The sequence below is a fragment of the Kitasatospora sp. NPDC088742 genome (assembly GCF_055584905.1).
Genome location: NZ_JBVJLD010000001.1, coordinates 76301 through 91102, shown reverse-complemented (window position 1 = coordinate 91102; position 14802 = coordinate 76301). Strand labels below are relative to the sequence as shown.

Here is a 14802-nt window from a genome sequence, read left to right as displayed (position 1 = left end):
TGCCCTGACGGCCCGCCACCCGATCGGAGCGCTACGGGTGCGACGCGCCCGGGGGCCGTCCTACGGTGCCGGGGTGGGGGCGGACCTACGAGAGGTGAGCAGTTCCATGGCAGCGAAGTTCGAGCTCTACACCGACGAGTCCGGTGTGCACCGGTTCCGTCTCAAGGCCAGCACGGGCGCCGTGATCATCACCAGCGATCCGTACGAGACGCAGGAGCAGTGCATGAAGAGCATCGAGACGATCCGCAAGGCCGCACCGTACGCGACGGTCTCGGAGGCCACCGCGGCGGCGCCGGCGTAGCCCGCCGGACCCGGAGGCCGGCCCACGACGAGGTGGGCCGGCCTCCGGCGTGTGTGCGTGGGTCAGTCGACGCTCACGCCGTAGGCGATCAGCGCCTCGGTGACGGGCTGGAAGAAGGTGGTGCCGCCGCCGCTGCAGTTGCCGGAGCCGCCGGAGGTGAGGCCGTGGGCGGTGTTGCCGGAGAAGAGGGCACCGCCGCTGTCGCCGGGCTCGGCGCAGACGGTGGTCTTGATCAGGCCGCGGACGCTGCCCTCGGCGTAGTTGACGGTGGCGTTGAGGGCGGTGACCTTGCCGCTGTGGACCTTGGTGGTGCTGCCGCTGCGGGTGACCGCGGTGCCGACCAGCGGGGTGGAGGCGGAGGTGATCGCCCGGGTGGTGCCGTTGTAGAGGTCCACGGCGGAGGGCGGCACCGAGCCGTTGGTGTACTTGACGATGGCGAAGTCGTCGCCCGGGAAACGGGAGTTGGCGGTGTCGCCGAGCTTGGTGGTGTGCCCGGAGGTGGTGTGCCAGGACGCGGCGTCGTTGCCGCAGTGACCGGCTGTCAGGAAGTAGTACGTGTTGCCCTTCCGGACGTTGAAGCCCAGCGAGCAGCGGTAGTTGCCGCCGTAGACGGCGTCACCCCCGGCCGGCTTGACGCTCATCGTCCCGGCCACCCGCTCCACCCGCCCCGCCGAGCCGCTCCGCCGCACCGGTGACCTGGGCCAGCCGCTCCCCTCCCACGCTCTCGTCCACGGTCAGCACCACCTGATTACCCACCGGATCGACCGCCCAGGCCGTCGTCAGATCTGCTGCCAACTCACCACCACCTCAGGCAAGTCGGCACCCAACCCCCACCCCACCCACTCTGCTCCGTCCGAGTGCAGCCCGGTCACGTCCGCGCGCCCCCTGCAGTCCCCGCTCGTCGACGTCCTCGGCGAGGCCTCATGGACGAACCCGGCCATGGCAAACCTTGCCGGGCACGGCACTAGGCTGGGCACCGCAGGAACAGTGCCGACGATTGCACGATCGCCCCGGGGGTGGCCGTGAGCGCAGAGATGGTCACCCCCGCGTGGATGCACGCGCAGATCACGGCGGAGCAGTACGACTCCTGGCCCGAGGAGCAGTGCTCGGGCATCGAGATCGTGGACGCGATGGTCGTCGTGAGCCCCGGCGCCTCCAAGCGCCACAACCGCCTGGCCCGTCTCCTCGCCAACGCGCTCGACGCGGCGGGCGACCCCGACTGGAACGCTGACACCGACTTCGACGTCCGCCTCCAGGACGTCCCGCTCACCAACCGCCGCCCCGATGTGGTCGTCTACCGGGCCGACAGCATCGACATCTCACCGACCCGGCCCGAGCACGTCCTCCTCCTGGTCGAAGTGGTCTCCCCCGGCTCCGAGACCACCGACCGCGTGGTCAAGCTCGACCAGTACGCCCGTGCGGGCATCCCCTTCTTCTGGCGCATCGAACAGGCGGCCACCGGCCTCCCCATCGTCTACACCTACGTCCTGGACCCCGCCGCCCGCTCCTACCGCGACGGCGAGGTCCTCACCGGCACGATCCGCACCGACGTCCCCTTCCCACTCGAAGTCGCCCTCGGCTGACGGACCGTCAGTGATCGCTTGACCTCAAGTGCACTTCAAGTTGAAGGATGGTGACCACTCCCCCGGAGACACCGGGGCAGTCGAGGAGGGGTGCCGTCATGGAGCAGCCGCAGATCACCGGGGTCGCCGCACCGCAGCAGGACGTGGACGCGATCGTCGGCCTGGTCGCCGCCGTCGAGAAGGCCCAGCAGGCCGCGGCGCCCGAGGACTTCCTCGCGCACTTCCGGCCCGACGCGATCTGGACCACCGCGCACGGCAAGCTCCTGGTCGGGTTGGAGGAGATCGCCGCCTTCACCCGCGCCGTGCTGCCGCCCACCGCGACCGCACCCGTCACCGCGAGCTACGACGTCGCCCACATCCTCTTCGTCCGCCCGGACCTGGCCGCCGTGAAGGTCCGTCAGCGCCCGCTCAGCCGCGCCGACGGCCGCCACCTCGACGAGATCTTCCGCGGCCACCCGGACCCGGCCGCCCTCGCCCAGGAGCACCCGGAGGCCCGCCCTGGCAACCCGACCTACGTGCTCGCCAAGGACGACGGCACCTGGCGCATCGCCGCCGCCCAGAACACCACCGTCCAGGACCCGGAGACCCTGGCCGCCCGCCCGTGACGGTTTCAGTCCCCCTGGGACCAGGCGGCGCGGGGCAGTGAGAGGTAGATCCCGAAGTCGGCGAGGCCGGTGGCGGTGCGGATGGCCGCGTGGAGCGTGTCCACCCGTTCCTGGCGGTCGGCCTCCCGGCTCGGGAACCACTTCGACTTGATCTCGATCACCACGGGAAGGCCGCCGCTGTCGAGCGGACCGAGCGCACGGAAGCGGATCTCGACGTCCCCGGGCTGGAGGTCACCGTCGTACGGTTCCTCGGGGCACTCCACGGCCAGTGAGACCAAGTGGGGTAGTACCGAGGCCAGTTCGCGCAGCAGGGGCTCCGGGACGGTGGGCGCGTGGGTCACGTCGACGAGCGGCATGGCCACCACCCTAACTCCGCCGTCAGAGCGACAGCCGGACCCCCGGCGCCCCCACCCCGGACGCCCCGGCCACCCCGGACACCCCTGCCGCCCCGGTCGCGCCGTCCGCCCGGTGGAAGCGGCCGGTCAGCTCGTGCCAGCGGTACGAACCGGCCAGGGCCTCCTGGAGGGACTCCACGAAGGCCACGGCGCCGGGGGGTACGGTCATCGTCGCCCGGGCGAGGGTGTTCACCCGCGCGGTCAGCAGGGCGTCGACGACCTCTTCGGCGCCGCGCAGGTGCATGCCGAGCGCCTTGCGGGTCACCTCGACGCCGTTGTTGCCGACGGTGCCCTCGTCGATCTCCCGGTCGTAGGAGACGAGGTCGTTGTGCAGGCTGACGGCGTCCACGAACGCGTCCAGGGCGGAGCGCAGTTCACGGTCCCTCAGCAGTTCCGGGCCGAGCTCGCCGCCCGCATGCTCCATCAGCAGGGCGGTGAACTGCAGACCGCCGAAGTCGCGGCGGGCGCCAAGGTACTCGACCAGGTCGGCGACGGCGTGGTCGACGTGTTCGAGCTCCCAGAGCACCCCGTCCAGGAAGCGCCGCACGCTGTCGACGAAGCGCCCGCGCCAGAACGGGCTCATGGTCGCGGCCGTGCCGGGCCACAGCTCGGCGAAGGCCCGCTCCACCGGATTGGCCGGGACGAGCGGTCTCGCGACGCCGTCCACCGGCAGGAACCGCATCAGCCGCTCCGTCCGGGCCTCGGCCGGCACCCGGTCGTGGTCGCGCCGGGAGAGCGGGAGGAAGAGGTCGTCGACGAACCAGAGCGCGACGTGCCAGGAGGTCACAAGGTCCAGTTCGCGCGGGTCGGCATCCGGGTGGGTCAGGGCGATGAACAGCGGGAAGTCCGCCCGCCGGAAGGTCTCCTCGCTCCACCGCCGGGGCCACGCCAGGTACTCCTCGTCGAACATGCCCATCCGCCGCGCCCACTCCACGGCACCCGAACGGGCCCGGTCGACACTCGGGTTGAGGCGGGGGCGGAACGGCATGTGGAACGTCGGCCGCGCGAGGATTTCCATGATCGGCAGCCTCCCGCACCGGGGGCCTTCATGGTCATTATCGGTCGAAGATCAGTCAAAAATTGGCCTGAACACATCATTGGTGATCGCTCCGCCGAAGGAAGCACGGGCCCGCTCGAGGAAACGCCCTACCCCCGGCTCCCGCCGCCACGGCCCGAGCGCCGCCGTGAAGTCCCGGACGTAGTCGACCGCCCGGCTGGAGCGGACGCCGGCCAGCACGTCCAGCGCCTGGTGGCCCAGGGCCAGGCCGTGGTCGAGGTCGCGGGTCTGGAGGTGGGCGGTGGCGACCACCGTCAGGCGCAGGCCGACGGAGCGGGTGAAGGCGCCGGTCGGCATGGCGGCGGCGCGGTCGTGCCAGGCCAGGGCGGCGGCGGGGTTGCGGAGGTCGCGGAACACCTCGGTGGCGTCGGCGGAGAGGCGGGCGGGGCCGTAGAAGTCGATCCAGGCCGGTTCGCCCGCGCCGCCGCCCGGACGGGACTGGTCCAGCAGGCGTTCGGAGGCGGCGAGCGCGGCGGAGGCGGCGAGCGCGTCCCCGGCCCGGGCGTGGGCGCGGGCCTCGATCAGCTTGGTGAAGGCCAGCACCCGCGGGGCCGAGCGGCCCTTGGCCCGCTCGAAGGCGCCCTGGGTCATGTCCACCGCCTCGCCCGCGAAGCCGCGCAGCAGGGTCTGCATCGCCATGGTGGTGAGCACGTAGCAGCCCAACTGGACGTCGCCGCCCGCCCTAGCGAGCCGCAGGGCCTGGATGAAGTGCCGCTGGGCGGCGTCGTGTTGGCCGGTGTCGAAGGCGGTCCACCCCGCCAGCCGCGAGAGTTCGGCGGTGACGGAGAACAGCCGGCGGCCGACCTGGTCGCCGAAGGAGCCGTTCAGCAGCGGGACGGCGCGCTCCCGCAGGCAGGCGGTGACGGAACCGGCGCGCCAACTCCCGCCGCCGTACTTGGAGTCCCAGCGCCGCGCCTCGTCGGCGGCCTCGCCCAGTTCGGCCAGGTCGGCGGCGCCGACCCGGCCCGGGCCCGGGCTGCGGCGCCGGTGGGCGGCGTCCTCGTCGGCGGGGTTGACCAGCCAGCGGGTCACGGGGGTGGCGAAGGAGGAGACCGCGAAGCCGGTGCCGGTGAGGAAGTCCCGGCGGTTGACCGAGCTCCAGAAGGCGGTGGCCACCCGGATGGCCTCGGCGGGGTCGCGCGGGAAGTCCAGACCCGCCGACGCCTCCGGCGCCGCCCCGGCCTCCGCCATCCCGATCTCGGCCAACTCGACCGGCCTGCCCAGGCGTTCGCCGATCGCCCGGGCCAGCACCGCGGGGACGGGCCACTCGGGCACCATGCCCCGGCGGCACCAGTTGGCGACCGAGGTGTGGGTGTAACGGGTGGTCAGACCGGCCTCCGCGGCGAGCTGGTTGACCCGGTGGGCGAGCGCCTTGCGGCTGGCCCCGTCACAGGCCTCGATCATCCGGGCCAGCGCCTCGTTCGGCGGCTTGGCCCTGCGCGCGCTCGTCCCCACGGTCGGTCGCTCCCTCGCTCCACCCCGCCGCACCCGGCACGGGGGTTGCCACGTCCGGCGGCTGATACCGGATCACCAAGGCTAGGACCTGCGCGGACCCGGTGCGGTTCCCGTGCGAGCCGTGAGCCTCCCCGTGAGCCCTCCCCCGCCGCGGGCTCGCCGGGTTGGCTGAGGAACGTCCAAGCCCCGACGGAAGGACCCACCCTCGTGAAGCTCACCGTGATCGGCTGCGGCTACCTCGGCACCACCCACGCCGCCGCGATGGCCGAACTCGGCCACCAGGTGCTCGGCCTGGAGCTCGACCCGGACAAGGTCGCGGCCCTCGGCTCCGGCCGGGCACCGTTCCACGAGCCCGGCCTGGACGAGCTGCTGGCCCGTCACACCGCCTCCGGGCGGCTGCGGTTCACCACCGACCCGGACGAGGCCGCCGCCTTCGCCGAGCTGCACTTCCTCGGCATCGGCACCCCGCTCGGCGCGGACGGCGCCTACGACCTGACCGCACTGCGCGCCGCCGTCCGCGACCTCGCCGCCCGGCTGACCGGCCCGGCGGTGGTCGTCGGCAAGTCCACCGTCCCGGTCGGCACCGCCGCCGAACTGCTCACCCTCCTCCAGGAAGCCCCGTACGAGGCCGAGTTGTGCTGGAACCCGGAGTTCCTCCGGGAGTCCCACGCCGTCGCCGACACCCTGAGCCCCGACCGCCTGGTGCTCGGCTTCGCCGAGCGCGGCGGGCGGGCCGAGCGGCTGGTCCGCGAGGCGTACGAGGCGGCCATCCGGGCCGGCACCCCGGTGGTGGTCACCGACCTGGCCACCGCCGAGCTGGCCAAGTCGGCCGCGAACGCCTTCCTGGCCGCCAAGATCTCCTTCGTCAACGCGATGGCCGAGGTCTGCGAGGCGGCCGGGGCGGACGTGGAGGTGCTGACCGAGGCGCTCGGGTACGACGCCCGGATCGGGCGGCGGGGGATGCGGGCGGGGCTGGGCTTCGGGGGTGGCTGCCTGCCCAAGGACCTGCGCGGATTCGCCTTCCGGGCGGGCGAGTTGGGCGCGGACTCGGCCGTGGCACTGCTCCGTGAGGTGGGGGCCGTCAACGACCGCCGCCGCGAACGGACGGTGGAGCTGGCCCGCGAGCAGCTGGGCGGCACCCTCACCGGCCGCCGGATCACCGTCTGGGGCGCCGCCTTCAAGCCCGGCACCGACGACGTCCGCGACTCCCCCGCCCTCGCCGTCGCCGACACGCTCCACCGCGCGGGCGCCACCGTCACCGTCACCGACCCGCGCGCCCTCGACAACGCCCGCAAGGCCCTCCCCCACCTCACCCACCTGGAGGACCCCACCGAGGCCCTCACCGGCGCCGACCTCCTCCTCCACCTCACCGAGTGGCCCGACTACGCCCACCTCGACCCGGCCGCCCTGGCCCGGCACATGACCACCCCTCAGGTGATCGACGGCCGCCACACCCTCGACCCCACCCGCTGGCGCACCGCCGGCTGGACCTACCGCGCCCTCGGCCGCCCGTAGACCAGCCGTCTCGACATGGCGCGCTCCGGCCGCTCAGCTGCTCAGCCGCTCAGCCGGGCAGCACGTGCCGGTCGAAGCCGAGAGCGGCCAGGTCCAGATGGGCCTGCCAGACCGGCTCCGGTACGTCGACGTGCTCCTGGAAGCCGAGTTCGGCGTAGCGGCGCAGCCGCTGGAGGTCTCCGACCAGCAGGTTGATCAGACCGGCCTCGTCGGCCTCGCCCAGGTACTCGAAGTAGCCGAGGTCGGGGGCGGAGACGGTCCAGCCGACCTCGGGCCACTGCCGCCGGGCGGTGACGAGGGCCCGGCGGGTCATGTAGGGCTTGGCCACCAGCACCGCCCGTGACACCGGCGTACCGGTGGCGCGCAGCAGCTCACGGGTCCGGGTGATGTTCTCGCCGGTATTGGTGGCCTGTTCCTCCAACAGGAGCGACCGCTCCGGGACACCGCGGGCCGTGGCGACCCTAGCGAAGGCCCGGGCCTCGGTCTCCGCCCACGCCGCGGTCATCCGCCCCCGGCCGCCGGTGAGCACCAGCAGCGGGTCCGCGCCGCGGTGCCAGAGCGCGGCGGCGTGCTCGGCCACCCGCAGGTCGTGGCAGCCCAGGGCGACGATCACCGGTCCGGGGTGCGGATCGTCCGGGACCCGGAGGAAGTCCCAGAGCAGGAGCGCCAGTCGGCGCGCCTCGGCTCCGGGCTGACGGGTGTTCACGCGTCGAGCCAGACGTAGCCGGCGAAGCGCCCGGTGGTCCGCTCGCGCCGGTAGGAGAAGAACGAGGAGTCCTCGATGGTGCACCGGTCGTCCTGCCGCACCTCGCCCACCCCGGCCTTGCCGAGCTGCGCGGTGATGCCCGCCCGGACGTCGAGCGCGGGCGTGCCCTGCCGCGTCGTCGACCACAGCGCGGGGAGGACGGCGGCGGCCTCGGCCCGCATCTCCGCCGGCACCTCGTAGCAGCGCCCGCACGCCAACGGCCCCACCAGCGCGACCATCCGTCCGGGCACCGCGCCGCGCCCGGCCATCGCCTCGACCAGCGCGGGGACCACGCCGGCCACCGTGCCGGCCCGACCCGAGTGAGCCGCCCCGACCAGGCCCGCCACCGGGTCGGCGAGCAGGACGGGACCGCAGTCCGCCACCAGGACGGCCAGCCCGAGTCCGGGACGGTCGGTGAAGACCGCGTCCAGCGGTGCGGGGTCCGCTCCGAACGGCTCGGTCACGTACGCGACGTCCGGACTGTGCACCTGACGCATCATCACCACCCGGGCCGGGTCGAGGCCGAACTCCTCGGCGGTCAGCGCGCGGTTGCGGAGCACGTCCTGCGGCCGGTCACCGACCGCCCCGCCGAGGTTGCGGGAGTCGAACGGCGCCGAGCTGACACCGCCGTGCCGGTCGGTGATCGCGTAACGGATGCCGGGGGCGAGTTCCATGCGGTTCCCAGGTTCTGATTCGGAATGACCGGAGTGTTCGGAGTGATCGGAGTATTCGGAGTGATCTGTCGGAGCGGAGCGTTCCCGGTGCACCGGCTCGTCACTCCGGCTCGTCATCGGTGTCCGCACCGCCGGAGGCGGCGCGGCAGGCGGCCGTCAACCGGTCGGCCTCGGCGAGTTCCGTCGCGTAGCCGACGGCCCAGTCCGGGTCCACCTGGCCGCGCTCCAGGGCGGCCCGCGCGCTGCGGACGGTCTGCGCCGCGCGGTCCGCCGTGCCGAGGGCCAGCTCGCACCAGCCGAGCTCGATCGCGGCCTGGAACCGTCCGCGCGGCCTGGACAGCCCCCGGTAGACCTGGTCCGCCCTCGCCGCCTCCGCCATGCCCCCGGCCGGGTCCCCGCCGAGCCGGAGGGCGCGCGCGAGCAGCCGGTGGGCCTGCCCGGCCCCCAGTCCGGACGCGGAGCCGGCCTCCTTGTAGAGCTGCTGGGCCCGGCGGAGCGCGGCCTCAGCCGCGCCGTGGTCGCCGACCCTGGTCAGCAGGTCGCCGTGGACCAACAGGGCGTCGGGCAGCCCGGAGGAGTGCAGTTCCTCGAAGATCTCCAGGGATTCGGTGTGGGCGGCGATCGCCTCGTCGAGGCGCCCGACCGCCGCCAGCGCGGAGCACAGGTTGTTGACGGCGTGTGCGGTGCCCCGGCGGTCGCGGTAGGTGCGGTAGACGGGCAGGCACTCCTCGATCGCCTCGAACGCGGCCGGGAAGTCACCCCGGATCCGGTGGATCACACCGATGTTGCTGAGGCAGCGGGCCCGGCCGAGCGGGAAGCCGGCACGGTCGTACAGGCCGATGGCCCGCTGATGGTGCGCCAGGGCCGGCTCGGCCGTGCCGGTCTCCCGCTCCAGCAGTCCGAGCATGTGTTCGGAGTCGGCCTCCCCGTGGATGTCCGTCAGTTCCCGGAACTCCGCGCGGGCCTGCTCGGCGAGTTCCCTGGCCTTGCCGTACTCCTTGAGCATCCGGTGGCCGGCGCCCGCCCGGTTCAGCATGTCGGCGGCCCGTTCCCGGTCACCGGCCTGGAGGTAGAACTCCCGGGCGCGGCCGTACTCGAGCACGGCGGACCCGTAGTTCGACTGGGCGTGATGACCGTCGGCGAGCAGGGCGATCATGTCCGCCTGCCCCTGCCGGTCACGCCGGCTCTGGGCCTTGTACTGACCGCTGGAGAAGCTGCCCTCCAGGGTGTTCAGCGAGGAGACCAGCCCCAGGTACTGGCCGAGGGCGCGCGGGATCCGCCAGGTGTAGGAGGGCTGCGCGTAGTCGTTGGCCAGCTCCTGGCAGGCCGTCAGGTTCTGCAGCTCCTCGTCGTACCAGCCGAGCGCCAGCTGCGGCGTGGAGACGTCGGGCAGCCTCGGGTGCGGGTGGTCCGGCCGGTCCGGGAGCGCACGGGCCGGGATCAGCGTCCGGTGGGCCTCCAGCGCGCAGGCCAGGTAGTAGTCGAGCACCCTGGACGCGTACTGCTTGCGCTGGTGGTACTCCCCCTCGAAGAGCAGCTCACGGGCGTACTCCCGGAGCAGGTCGTGGAGTTGGATGCGGCCACGGCCGCGGGACTCCACCAGGCTCCAGGCCTCCAGCTCGCCGACCAGCCTCGCCGCCCGGTCCTCCGGTTCGGTCAGCGAGGCCGCCGCACGGGCGGAGAAGTCACCCGCGGGGTGTACGCCGAGCCGGCGGAACAGCCGCTGCTCGGCGGGCGCGAGCAGCCGGTACGAGGCCTCGAAGGCTGCCCTGACCGGCCCGAACTCGGCCCCCTGCGCGATCAGCCGGTTCGTCGCCTCGGCCATCTCCTCGCGCAGTTCGGAGATCGACAGCAGCGGCCGTGCCGCCGCGAGACCGGCCTTCAGCCGGACGGCCAGCGGCAGGTGCCCGCACAGCCGGAGCAGCTCCGTGGCCGCCTCGGCCTCCTGGGCGACCCGCCCGGTCCCGACCACCCGCTCGAACAGCGTCCGGGCGTCGGCCGGATCGAACTCGCCCAGCAGCAGCGGGCGGATCTCGTGGAGTGCCATCTCCGCGTACATCTGCCGTCGGCTGGTGACCAGGATCATCGACCTGCGGGTGTCGGGCAGCAGTCGGCGGATCTGCGCGTAGTCCAGCGCGTTGTCCAGGACCACCAGCAGCCGGCGCTGGCTCAGGTGGTCGTTCCAGAGCCGGCCGAGCGCGTCGACCCCGTGCACGTCGTCCGAGATCTGACAGGCCCTCAGCAGCTGGCGCAGGGCCGACTCGTCGTCCACCACCTCGTGGTCGGTCGAGTGGGCGTGCAGGTTGAGGTAGTACTGCCCGTCCGGGAAGTGTGCCTTGTAGCGGTGGGCCAGGTGCACGGCCAGCGTGGTCTTGCCCAGCCCCGGCATGCCGGAGACGGCGTAGGCCGGCGCCCGGTCGGCGCCGATCTGCCGGTCGACCTCCGCGATCTGCTCGGCCCGGCCGGTGAAGTCCGCGAGGTCGTCCGGCAGGTGACACAGCCCGGAGGCGGCCGGGGCGGCTCCTGACTGCTGGTACACGTACATGTCCCGGCCGGCCTGGTAGGTCCGGCCGTGGCCGGACGAGCTCGCGGTGAGCTGCTGCTCCGGCCCGTCCCCCCGCCCGCCGGTAGTCCGCTCCATGGTTTCCCCCCACGTTCGACGTGAACAGGGTTATACCACCGGCCGCTTCCAGAGCCCGCCGGTACGGCCTCGACACCCTGCCAGGCCACACCTCCCGGGGCTGACAGGGTGTCGGGACGCAGGCCCTGGTGGCAGGCGGTAGCCTCCCGGGACTACGCGTCGAGGCAAGGCAGGTCGCAGCGGTGAGCACCGTGAGTTCCGCAACCAACGGTCCCGTGGTCAACGGGGGTGTGTCGTTCTGGTACTCGGCCCTCGGGCTGCCGGAGCAGCGGCCGCCGCTGGACGGCGACCGGACCGCGGACGTGTGCATCGTGGGCGGCGGGTACACCGGGCTCTGGACGGCGTACTACCTGAAGAAGGCCGAGCCGGCCCTGCGGATCGTGCTGCTGGAGCGGCGGTTCTGCGGCTACGGCGCCTCGGGGCGCAACGGCGGCTGGCTGTACAACGGCTTCGCCGGCCGCGGCGCCTTCGCCCGCCGCTACGGCAGGCCGCGCGCGCAGGCGATGCAGCGGGCGATGGACCAGGCGGTCCAGGAGGTGGTGGCGGTGGCCGCCGCCGAGGGGATCGAGGCGGACATCGTCCGTGGCGGGGTGCTCGAAGTCGCCCGCACCCCGGCCCAGTTGGAGCGGCTGGCGGCCTTCGCCGAGGAGGAGCACGCCTTCGGCGAGACCGACCTCCAGGTGCTGACGGCCGGTGAGGCGGCCGCCCGGGTCGGGGTGGCGGGCGTGCTCGGCGGTACCTGGACGCCGCACGGTGCCCGCCTCCAGCCGGCCAAGCTGGCCCGCGGACTGGCCGCCGTGGTGGCCGGGCTCGGGGTGGAGATCCACGAGGGCACCCCGGTGACCGCGATCCACCCGGCGCGCGGCTCCGCCCCCGCGAGCGCCGAGACCCCGTACGGCACCGTCCGGGCCGGCCACGTGCTGCGCGCCACCGAGGGGTTCACCGCCGGGCTGCGCGGCGAGCGCCGCACCTGGCTGCCGATGAACTCCGCGATGATCGCCACCGAGCCGCTACCGCCCGAGTTCTGGGCGGAGACCGGCTGGGAGGGCCGCGAGGTGCTGGGCGACTTCGCGCACGCCTACATGTACGCGCAGCGCACCGCCGACGACCGGATCGCGCTGGGCGGGCGCGGTGTGCCGTACCGCTTCGGCTCGCGGACCGACAGCGACGGGACCACCCAGCAGGAGACGGTGCGTCAGCTCCGCGAGGTGCTCGGCCGGTTCTTCCCGGCCGCCGCCGGGGCCCGGATCGACCACGCCTGGGCGGGGGTGCTGGGCGTCCCCCGGGACTGGTGCTCCACCGTCGAACTGGACCGCCGCAGCGGCCTCGGCTGGGCAGGCGGCTACGTCGGCTCGGGCGTGACCACCACCAACCTGGCCGGGCGCACCCTGCGCGATCTGGTGCTCGGCGAGCACACCGAGCTGACCGCGCTCCCCTGGGTCGGCCACTCGGTCCGCCGCTGGGAGCCGGAGCCGTTCCGCTGGCTCGGGGTGCACGGGATGTACGCCGCGTACCACGCCGCCGACCGCCAGGAAGCGGACGGCCGCGCCACCACCTCCCCGATCGCCCGCGCCGCCGACCGCATCGCCGGCCGCTGACCCTCCGTCAACCACCGGCCCAGGGGCCCCGCTTCGGATCGTCCACGACCGGCCGTCTAGGCTGCCGCTACCCCTACCGCGCGACGACTCCGAGGAGAGCACGAATGGACCCGCGCCCGGCCGCGCCCGCCGACATCCCCGAACTGGTGCGCCTGCGCGCGGTCGCCCTGAGCGCCCTCGGCGTGGACCCGGGTCCTGCGGACGCGCCCTGGCGGGTCACGGCGCACGGCTGGTTCGCCGAGCGGCTGACCGGCCGGGACGACCTGCGCTGCCTGGTGGTCGGCGGGGCCCCGGGCGAACCGCTGGCCGCGGCGGGGATGGCCTGGATCACCTACCACCTGCCCTCCCCGCCCCGTCCGGACGGGCGCCGGGGGTACCTGGACGGGATCGTCACCGACGTCTCCGCCCGGGGACAGGGCCACGCCCGGCGGATCGTCGACGCGCTGACCGCCTGGCTCGGCTCGATCGGGGTGCACTTCGTGCAGCTGCACGCCAGTGCGACGGGCGAGCCCGTCTACCGGGCGGCGGGATTCGTGGACGGCGCCTACCCCGGCATGGACCTCACCCTCACCCCCTGAACCACCACCCCCTGACCTCCCGTCGGCGCCCCCGGCCCGGCTACGTGACCCGGAGGGGGCCGGGCATGACAATGGGGCCTGCGCGAGCGAGTGCCGGGAGGCCGGATGACCGAGTCGATCGCCGAGGCCCTGACGGGCCGTCGGGTGGAGCGGGTGCGCGGCGGCGGCCAGGTCCGGCTGGACCTGGACCGGGAGCTGACCGTGCTGGTGGACAGCGACTTCCGGCTGCGCACCCCCGGCGGGGTGGAGCACTTCTACCCCCACCTGGGCACCGACGTGGCCGGCGGCCTGGCCGAGCTGGCCGGGACGCGGATCACCGAGACGGTGGTCACCGCGGCCGGCGGCCTGGAGCTGGCCTTCGACTGCGGACGCAGGCTCTCGGTGCCCGCCGACACCGTGCACCGCCCCTGGCAGGTCTCCGGCCCCGCCGGACCGTTGTTCACCGCGGAGCCCGGCGGGTACCTTACGGGGTGACGCAGCGTCATCGCACCGGGGGGAACAACCAGCATGTTCGGCATCATCAGACCTTGCCGCCACAGCCTGTCGGAATCTCTGCGCACGGAGTGGATGGCCCACCTCTGCGGCCTCTGCCTGGCCCTGCGCGACGACCACGGCCAGCTCGCCAGGACCGCCACCAACTACGACGGCCTGGTGATATCCGTGCTGGTCGAGGCCCAGTCCACGGCCGCCCCGGACCGCCGCAAGGCCGGGCCCTGCCCGCTGCGCGGGATGCGCGGCGCCTCGGTGGCCAAGGGCGAGGGGGCGAAGCTGGCGGCCGCGGTCTCGCTCGCGCTGGCCGCGGTGAAGGTCAGGGACCACGTGCTGGACGGTGACGGTGCGTTCGCCCGCCGGCCGGTGGCGGGGGCCGCCACCGTGGTGGCGCGGCGCTGGGGGCGGCAGAGCGGGCGGACGGGCGGGGCGGTCGGCTTCGACACCGCCGTCCTGGTCCGGGCTGCCGAGCGGCAGGGCGAGTTGGAGCGCTCGGCCGGGCTGGGCAGCCCGGTGCTGGCCGTCACCGAGCCGACCGAGACCGCGACCGCCGAGGCGGTGGAGCACACCGCCGTACTGGCCGGGCGGCCGGGCAACGCGGCCGCGCTGCACGAGGTGGGCCGGCTGTTCGGCCGCCTGGCGCACCTGCTGGACGCCGCCGAGGACCAGGCGGAGGACGCCCGGACGGGGGCCTGGAACCCGCTGACCGCGACCGGCACCGACCGCGCGGAGGCCGAGCGGCTCTGCCGGGACGCCGTGCACGGGATCCAACTGGCCCTGAAGGACGTCGAGTTCACCTCCCCGGCGCTGCCGCACCGGCTGCTGGTGCACGAGACCCGCCGCGCGGTCGACCGGATCTTCCCGTCGGCCGCGCACTCCCACCCGCAGGCTCCCCCGGAGGCACCCGGACAGCCGCCGCTCACCCCCGGACCGCCCCGCACCAACCGCGCCCTCCCCGCCGCCTGCGCGATGTGGACCTTCATGGCCTGCACCGGGCAGCTGCTCTGCTGCGAGCACGAGGACCCGTTCAGCGGCGAGCGGCGGGAGGGGTTCTGTCAGCGGCACTGCGACTGCTCGGACTGCTGCGACTGTGCCGATTGCAGCTGCGACTGCTGCGGGGACGGTTGCGGCGACTGCTGTTGCTGCCCCTGCGACGGCTGCTGACG

At 73.9% G+C, this 14802-nt stretch carries 16 protein-coding genes; 8 read left to right on the top strand and 8 right to left on the bottom strand.

What is annotated here, in order from left to right:
- The first annotated feature begins 106 nt into the window (after positions 1-106).
- Complete coding sequence (locus tag ACZ6ZR_RS00390; protein WP_465637805.1) at positions 107-301, top strand: YegP family protein; 195 nt, start codon at positions 107-109, stop codon at positions 299-301.
- Positions 302-363: 62 nt separating this feature from the next.
- On the opposite strand, the gene ACZ6ZR_RS00385 is transcribed toward ACZ6ZR_RS00390, so the two are convergent.
- Together ACZ6ZR_RS00385 and ACZ6ZR_RS00380 are read right to left on the bottom strand one after the other, a co-directional pair.
- On the bottom strand, positions 364-942 hold the full coding sequence (locus tag ACZ6ZR_RS00385) for a S1 family peptidase (protein ID WP_465637803.1): 579 nt from the start codon (positions 940-942) through the stop codon (positions 364-366).
- The gene (locus ACZ6ZR_RS00380; protein WP_465637801.1) at positions 917-1096 is read right to left on the bottom strand and encodes an alpha-lytic protease prodomain-containing protein; all 180 of its coding nucleotides are present in this window, start codon (positions 1094-1096) and stop codon (positions 917-919) included. The genes ACZ6ZR_RS00385 and ACZ6ZR_RS00380 overlap by 26 nt, the downstream gene beginning before the upstream one ends.
- A 227-nt stretch (positions 1097-1323) precedes the next feature.
- Here ACZ6ZR_RS00380 and ACZ6ZR_RS00375 point away from each other — a divergent pair, with 227 nt between their 5' ends.
- Together ACZ6ZR_RS00375 and ACZ6ZR_RS00370 are read left to right on the top strand one after the other, a co-directional pair.
- The gene (locus tag ACZ6ZR_RS00375; protein ID WP_465637799.1) at positions 1324-1884 is read left to right on the top strand and encodes a Uma2 family endonuclease; all 561 of its coding nucleotides are present in this window, start codon (positions 1324-1326) and stop codon (positions 1882-1884) included.
- A 98-nt stretch (positions 1885-1982) separates the two neighbouring features.
- Positions 1983-2489, top strand: coding sequence for an SgcJ/EcaC family oxidoreductase (locus ACZ6ZR_RS00370; RefSeq protein WP_465637798.1), 507 nt, complete (start codon positions 1983-1985; stop codon positions 2487-2489).
- 5 nt (positions 2490-2494) lie between these two features.
- Here the strand turns inward: ACZ6ZR_RS00370 and ACZ6ZR_RS00365 are convergent, their stop codons facing one another.
- From ACZ6ZR_RS00365 to ACZ6ZR_RS00355, 3 genes are read right to left on the bottom strand one after another with little or no spacing between them, the layout of a single operon-like run.
- Positions 2495-2845 (bottom strand): hypothetical protein, encoded by a 351-nt coding sequence (locus ACZ6ZR_RS00365; RefSeq protein WP_465637796.1) that lies wholly within the window; start codon positions 2843-2845, stop codon positions 2495-2497.
- 22 nt (positions 2846-2867) lie between these two features.
- Positions 2868-3902, bottom strand: coding sequence for a terpene synthase family protein (locus ACZ6ZR_RS00360; RefSeq protein ID WP_465637794.1), 1035 nt, complete (start codon positions 3900-3902; stop codon positions 2868-2870).
- A 51-nt stretch (positions 3903-3953) separates the two neighbouring features.
- Positions 3954-5396 (bottom strand): sporulation protein, encoded by a 1443-nt coding sequence (locus ACZ6ZR_RS00355; protein WP_465637792.1) that lies wholly within the window; start codon positions 5394-5396, stop codon positions 3954-3956.
- Between the two features lie 207 nt (positions 5397-5603).
- On the opposite strand from ACZ6ZR_RS00355, the gene ACZ6ZR_RS00350 reads away from it, so the two are divergent.
- Positions 5604-6911 (top strand): UDP-glucose dehydrogenase family protein, encoded by a 1308-nt coding sequence (locus ACZ6ZR_RS00350; protein WP_465637791.1) that lies wholly within the window; start codon positions 5604-5606, stop codon positions 6909-6911.
- A 49-nt stretch (positions 6912-6960) separates the two neighbouring features.
- Here the strand turns inward: ACZ6ZR_RS00350 and ACZ6ZR_RS00345 are convergent, their stop codons facing one another.
- The 3 genes from ACZ6ZR_RS00345 to ACZ6ZR_RS00335 form a co-directional block, all read right to left on the bottom strand.
- Positions 6961-7617 (bottom strand): YdcF family protein, encoded by a 657-nt coding sequence (locus ACZ6ZR_RS00345; RefSeq protein ID WP_465637789.1) that lies wholly within the window; start codon positions 7615-7617, stop codon positions 6961-6963.
- A complete protein-coding gene (gene pgeF / locus ACZ6ZR_RS00340) occupies positions 7614-8330 on the bottom strand; it encodes a peptidoglycan editing factor PgeF (RefSeq protein WP_465637787.1) in 717 nt (238 codons plus the stop codon). Before pgeF ends, ACZ6ZR_RS00345 begins: the two co-directional genes overlap by 4 nt.
- Positions 8331-8430: 100 nt before the next feature.
- Positions 8431-10971, bottom strand: coding sequence for an ATP-binding protein (locus ACZ6ZR_RS00335; RefSeq protein ID WP_465637785.1), 2541 nt, complete (start codon positions 10969-10971; stop codon positions 8431-8433).
- A gap of 191 nt (positions 10972-11162) precedes the next feature.
- Here ACZ6ZR_RS00335 and ACZ6ZR_RS00330 point away from each other — a divergent pair, with 191 nt between their 5' ends.
- The 4 genes from ACZ6ZR_RS00330 to ACZ6ZR_RS00315 all read left to right on the top strand — a co-directional run bounded on the left by ACZ6ZR_RS00330 (position 11163) and on the right by ACZ6ZR_RS00315 (position 14800).
- Complete coding sequence (locus ACZ6ZR_RS00330) at positions 11163-12569, top strand: NAD(P)/FAD-dependent oxidoreductase (RefSeq protein ID WP_465637784.1); 1407 nt, start codon at positions 11163-11165, stop codon at positions 12567-12569.
- 104 nt (positions 12570-12673) lie between these two features.
- A complete protein-coding gene (locus ACZ6ZR_RS00325; protein ID WP_465637782.1) occupies positions 12674-13147 on the top strand; it encodes a GNAT family N-acetyltransferase in 474 nt (157 codons plus the stop codon).
- Between the two features lie 105 nt (positions 13148-13252).
- Positions 13253-13621, top strand: coding sequence for a DUF6188 family protein (locus ACZ6ZR_RS00320; protein WP_465637780.1), 369 nt, complete (start codon positions 13253-13255; stop codon positions 13619-13621).
- A 33-nt stretch (positions 13622-13654) separates the two neighbouring features.
- Entirely contained in the window at positions 13655-14800 is a 1146-nt protein-coding gene (locus tag ACZ6ZR_RS00315) for a DUF5685 family protein (RefSeq protein ID WP_465637778.1), read from the top strand.
- Positions 14801-14802 lie beyond the last annotated feature (2 nt).